Annotated in this window: 7 protein-coding genes; 4 read left to right on the top strand and 3 right to left on the bottom strand. The window is 65.8% G+C overall.

Translation table 11 applies throughout. The features are described from left to right. A partial coding sequence (locus J5F18_RS13220) for a PLP-dependent transferase (protein WP_346299073.1) occupies positions 1-845 on the top strand: 845 nt, incomplete at its 5' end. 58 nt (positions 846-903) lie between these two features. Here J5F18_RS13220 and vapC read toward each other — a convergent pair. Beyond that, positions 904-1,320, bottom strand: a complete 417-nt coding sequence (gene vapC / locus J5F18_RS13215; RefSeq protein ID WP_346299072.1) for a tRNA(fMet)-specific endonuclease VapC — start codon at positions 1,318-1,320, stop codon at positions 904-906. Beyond that, positions 1,320-1,550, bottom strand: coding sequence for a type II toxin-antitoxin system VapB family antitoxin (vapB, locus tag J5F18_RS13210; protein ID WP_346299071.1), 231 nt, complete (start codon positions 1,548-1,550; stop codon positions 1,320-1,322). The genes vapC and vapB overlap by 1 nt, the downstream gene beginning before the upstream one ends. A gap of 164 nt (positions 1,551-1,714) precedes the next feature. Between vapB and J5F18_RS13205 the strand changes: the two genes are divergently transcribed. From J5F18_RS13205 to J5F18_RS13195, 3 genes are all read left to right on the top strand, one after another. Next, a complete protein-coding gene (locus J5F18_RS13205) occupies positions 1,715-2,398 on the top strand; it encodes a type 1 glutamine amidotransferase domain-containing protein (protein WP_346299070.1) in 684 nt (227 codons plus the stop codon). Between the two features lie 259 nt (positions 2,399-2,657). Then, positions 2,658-3,263: a cytochrome b gene (locus J5F18_RS13200; protein WP_346299069.1), complete on the top strand. Its 606-nt coding sequence runs from the start codon at positions 2,658-2,660 to the stop codon at positions 3,261-3,263. 25 nt (positions 3,264-3,288) lie between these two features. Next, on the top strand, positions 3,289-3,873 hold the full coding sequence (locus J5F18_RS13195; RefSeq protein WP_346299068.1) for a YceI family protein: 585 nt from the start codon (positions 3,289-3,291) through the stop codon (positions 3,871-3,873). An 88-nt stretch (positions 3,874-3,961) separates the two neighbouring features. Here J5F18_RS13195 and J5F18_RS13190 read toward each other — a convergent pair whose 3' ends face one another. Next, entirely contained in the window at positions 3,962-4,594 is a 633-nt protein-coding gene (locus J5F18_RS13190; protein ID WP_346299067.1) for a 2OG-Fe dioxygenase family protein, read from the bottom strand. Between the last annotated feature and the right edge of the window lie 299 nt (positions 4,595-4,893).

Genomic DNA, 4,893 nt, shown 5'->3' with positions numbered 1-4,893 from the left:
TCGACAAGTACCTGGGCAAGCTGGGCATCACCACCCGCTACGTGGAGCTCGCCGACCTCGCCGCCTGGGAGGCGGCGATGACGCCGGCCACGCGGCTGCTGTTCGCCGAGACGCCGTCGAATCCCCTCTCCGAGGTGGTGGATATCGCGGCGCTCGCCGAGATCGCCCATCGCCATGACGCGCTGCTGGCCATCGACAACTGCTTCCTGACCCCGGCGCTGCAGCGTCCCCTGGCCCTGGGGGCGGACCTGGTGATCCACTCCGCCACCAAGTACCTGGACGGCCAGGGCCGGGCGATCGGCGGGGCCGTGGTGGGGCGCGACCAGGAGCTGGAGGAGGTGTTCGGCGTGGTGCGCACCTGCGGCCCCTGCCTGAGCCCCTTCAACGCCTGGATCTTCACCAAGGGGCTCGAGACCCTCAGCCTGCGCATGCGCGCCCACTGCCACAACGCCCTGGCCCTGGCCGAGTGGCTCGAGGCCCATCCGGCGGTGGCTCGGGTCCACTACAGCGGCCTGGCGAGCCACCCGCAGCATGCGCTCGCCGCCCGCCAGCAGCAGGGCTTCGGCGCGGTGCTGGGTTTTGAAGTCAAGGGCTCGGAGGTGAAGGGCGGTCGCGAGGCGGCCTGGTCGGTGATCGACGCCACCCGGCTGCTCTCCATCACCGGCAACCTGGGCGATGTGAAGACCACCATCACCCACCCGGCCACCACCACCCACGGCCGCCTCAGCGACGACCAGAAGGCCATCGCCGGCATCAGCGACAACCTGATCCGCGTGGCGGTGGGCCTGGAGGCCATCGAGGATATCCGCGCCGACCTGGCCCGGGGCCTCGACGCCCTGGTCTAGCTGGCGCCCAGGCCCTTCCTCGACGCCCGTCCCGCCCAAGGCGGGGCGGGCGTAGATGTCACGGTTTCGGCTCGGGCGTTACCCAGTCTTCCACGCGCAACCCCGGCACTCTGCAAAATTCGCGAAGGTTGTGGGTCACCAACACCAGCCCCCGTGAACGCGCATGGCCGGCAATCATCTGGTCGTAGGGTCCGATCGGCTGTCCGATTCTGGCCAGCTCGGCTCTCAGCTGACCGCTATGGGCGGCGGCTTCGTTGTCGTAGCAAAGCACCTCGAGCCGCGCGGCAAATCCCTCGATCACTTTCAGGTTTCTTTCCGGTGCAGCCGATTTTTCCGCACCATAGATCAGTTCCATCAGGGTAATGGTGCTGATGCAGAGCTGGGCATGATGGCGCTTGAAGGCGTCTCTCACCTGCTGAGGTCGATTCTTGATGGTGAAGATGCAGATGTTGGTATCCAGCATGTACTTCAGCATCAGAATGGCTCTCGCGTCTGATCATCCGGCTGCTCTCGCTCGCTCATGAAATCAGACGTGACCCCATCTCCCTCGAACCAGCTGTCCCAGGACTCTCCTGCGGGCGCAATGATCCGCGTCCTGCCAATGGCGATAACATCGACCCGCTTGACGTCATCCGGTAGTGCCACGGACTTGGGGAGCCGTACCGCTTGGCTCTGGTTGCTCTTGAACACGGAGGCTTGTTTCATCGCCTGTCTCCTTGAGGTATATCCTAACTGTATATCCCCAGCATAGCAGCGGCGGGATATCTGGCAAAGGAGAAAGCCCTCCCTTATCGCCATCCCCTTGAACTCTCGCCGGGCATCGCCATCACAGCAGGGCACGCCTTCACTGTTCCCCGAGGAGAGTCACGATGAAGATCCTGATGGTACTGACCTCTCACAACCGCCTGGGCGATACCGGCCACCCCACCGGCTTCTGGCTCGAGGAGTTCGCCGCCCCCTACTACGTCTTCAAGGATGCCGGCGCCGAGATCACCCTGGCCTCGCCCGCCGGCGGCCAGCCCCCGGTAGACCCCAACTCCCAGGCCGAGGAGGCGCTCACCGAGGAGACCCGGCGCTTCGAGGCGGATGACGCGGCCAAGAGACAGCTGGCCGACACCCGGCCCCTCGCCGAGGTCGAGGTGGGCGACTTCGATGCACTCTTCTTCCCGGGCGGCCACGGTCCGCTCTGGGACCTCACCGAGAATGCCGACGTGAAGCGCCTGATCGAGGGCTTCCTGGCCGCCAACCGACCGGTGGGCGCGGTCTGCCATGGCCCCACGGTGCTGCTCCAGGCCCGCACCCCGGAGGGCGAGCCGCTGGTCAAGGGGCGACGCGTCACCGGCTTCGCCAACAGCGAGGAGGAGGCCGTAGGCCTGGTCGAGGCGGTGCCGCACCTGCTCGAGGATGCCCTGAAGGGGCAGGGCGGTGACTACCAGCGCAGCACCGAGGACTTCGCGCCCTTCCAGGTCCGCGATGGCCTGCTGGTGACCGGCCAGAACCCCGCCTCCAGTGCGCCCACCGCTCGTCTGCTGCTGGAGGCGCTAGCCAGCTAAGGAAACGCTGATTTACTGCTGCGCTCGATATCCTGGCCGCCGGCGGTGCCGAACGTCGGACCGTCACAATCCTCATTGAACACCCAGTCAACTCCGGTTGCTCCACTCCGGCGGCGGCCAGCCTCTCATCGCTCGCGACGCAGATCAGCGCTTCCCTAACGGTTTTTCCGAAAGGTTGGTTCGTCTTTTTTCAGCGGATGCCGATGATGCACTGCGGTAAGCTATTGCGACTTTCGACCAGGCGTGAGGATTCCACCCCATGTGGCGCAATACCCGTACCGGCTGGGGCATCGTCAGCATCACCCTGCACTGGCTCAGCGCCCTGACCATCGTCGGGCTCTTCGTGCTGGGCTGGTGGATGACCGGGCTGGGGTATTTCGATCCCTGGTACAACCTGGCGCCCTGGTGGCATCGCTCCCTGGGGATGCTGCTGCTCTTCGCGACCCTGCTGCGCCTGGCGTGGCGCTTCATCAATCCGACGCCGGTGGCCCACGGCGGCCGGCTGGAGCACCTCGCCGCCCACCTGGGGCACGTGCTGCTCTATGTGCTGCTGCTGGTGGTGATGGTCAGCGGCTACCTGATCTCCACCGCCCGCGGACGCGGCATCAGGGTGTTCGACTGGTTCGAGGTGCCGGCGCTGATCAGCCGCCTGCCCAACCAGGAGAGCATCGCCGGAGAGATCCACTGGTATGCCGCCATCGCCCTGATGATACTGGCCGGCGGCCACCTGCTCGCCGCCCTCAAGCACCACTTCCTGGAGCGCCAGGACACCCTGACCCGCATGCTCAATCCGGCGCGCTCCCGTCGTCCCGCGAGGGAGCCTGCCCCAGCGTCTCGCCCCGCGAGCCACAACCGTCACCCCTGAACGTCAATCTGCCAAGGAGAACGCCATGTTCAAGAAGACCGCACTCGCCGTCGCCCTCGGTACCGCCGCCCTGGTGGGAGTGAGCCAGGCCCAGGCCGCCGACTACGTGGTGGACACCGAAGGCCAGCACGCCTTCATCCAGTTCAAGATCAACCACCTGGGCTACTCTTATATCCTCGGCAACTTCGAGACCTTCGAGGGGCAGTTCCACTACGACCCCGACAACCTCGAGGCCGCGAGCGTCGAGATGGAGGTCGACGTCACCAGCCTGAACAGCAACCACGCCGAGCGCGATCGCCACTTCCTGAGCGATGACTTCCTCAGCGCCGGCTCCTATCCCACCGCCACCTTCGTCTCCACCGGCTTCACGCCCAACGGCGACAACGAAGGCGTGCTGACCGGCGACCTGACACTCAAGGGCGAGACCCGCGAGATCGAGATGCCGGTGACCCTGATGGGTGCCGGCGAGGATCCCTGGGGTGCCTACCGTGCCGGTTTCGAGGGCAGCACCATGCTGACCCTGGAGGAGTTCGGCATCGACATGAGCGACTTCCCCGAGGTGATGCACGAGCTGGAGCTCTACGTCACCTTCGAGGGCGTGCGCCAGTAAGCCTCGCACAGGCAGCATGACGACCCCCCGGGCCCCGGCCCGGGGGGTCGTTTTTTTCGGAAGTCTGGCCGGCGGCGCCGGCAGTGGCTCAGCGAGTCTCGTTGAGCACGGCGTCGGGGAAGTGGCGCCGGAGCATGCGGTTCTGGAAGGCGTCGACGAAGCGGCTGTTGATGATGATGATGAAGCGCTCGAAGGGGGCGCCGGGGTCGCGCTGGTCGATGCCGTCGACGCTGTGGAAGAGGCGATCGTCGCGCAGGTGCAGGATGTCGCCCGGCGCCAGGGTGACATCGGCCAGCGGCCGGGTGCCGGCCTTGTCGGCATAGAGGTGGCTCTCGGCACCGCTGACGTTCTCGCGGTTCATGACCAGGATGCTGAGCGCCTTGCAGCCGTCGGCATGGATCCCCTGGCCCTGCAGCGGATCCACCTGACCCTCGCCGCGGACCCCGGTGATCTGCATCAGGATCGGCTCGCGCGGGCCGATGCCGAAGAGGCTGGCCCAGGCGCGCACGAAGGCCCGGACGTCGGGGCGTGACAGGAAGTCGTCGGTCAGCGGTGCGTAGTAGCGCAGCCGGTCGGCCATGCTCTCTGCGTCGTTGAAGGCGCCGCCCTGGGCCATCGGGCACTCGCCCATCTGCTCGACGTCGCCGTGTTCATCCAGGCACAGCGGCTCGGCGAGCATGGCGCTCAGGTCGTAGCCGTGCTTGAGGGTGACGAGTTTCATGGGGTCTTCTCCTTGGGGTGGGCGGGATTGCCCGATGGTTGCCGGCCGGCTAGCCGCACAACGACGACACCGTGCCAGGCAAAGAAACAAAACGATACATCTTTGTTTCATTAATTTACACTAGGCGTCGAGTGGCGTTGGCCTTTTCGTATGAGGCGTCAAGCGGGGCTGGAGGGAGGTTCGTGGGAGAGAAACGGCAAAGCCGTGTAGGATGAAGGTGTGAAGAGCGTTCAATCGGCGCCTTCATCCCCATGACGACATTTATCGGCGAGAGACCGAATGATGGGCCGCGACTCCCG

This window comes from Halomonas sp. BM-2019 (genome assembly GCF_017584085.1).
Note: the sequence above shows the minus strand (reverse complement) of the source record. Positions and strands in the feature narration are given on the sequence as shown.

Bases quoted from the DNA above. Each gene is read 5' to 3' on its own strand.
- vapC (WP_346299072.1), bottom strand. From the start codon at position 1,320: ATGCTGAAGTACATGCTGGATACCAACATCTGCATCTTCACCATCAAG.
- vapB (WP_346299071.1), bottom strand. From the start codon at position 1,550: ATGAAACAAGCCTCCGTGTTCAAGAGCAACCAGAGCCAAGCGGTACGG.
- J5F18_RS13205 (WP_346299070.1), top strand. From the start codon at position 1,715: ATGAAGATCCTGATGGTACTGACCTCTCACAACCGCCTGGGCGATACC.
- J5F18_RS13200 (WP_346299069.1), top strand. From the start codon at position 2,658: ATGTGGCGCAATACCCGTACCGGCTGGGGCATCGTCAGCATCACCCTG.
- J5F18_RS13195 (WP_346299068.1), top strand. From the start codon at position 3,289: ATGTTCAAGAAGACCGCACTCGCCGTCGCCCTCGGTACCGCCGCCCTG.
- J5F18_RS13190 (WP_346299067.1), bottom strand. From the start codon at position 4,594: ATGAAACTCGTCACCCTCAAGCACGGCTACGACCTGAGCGCCATGCTC.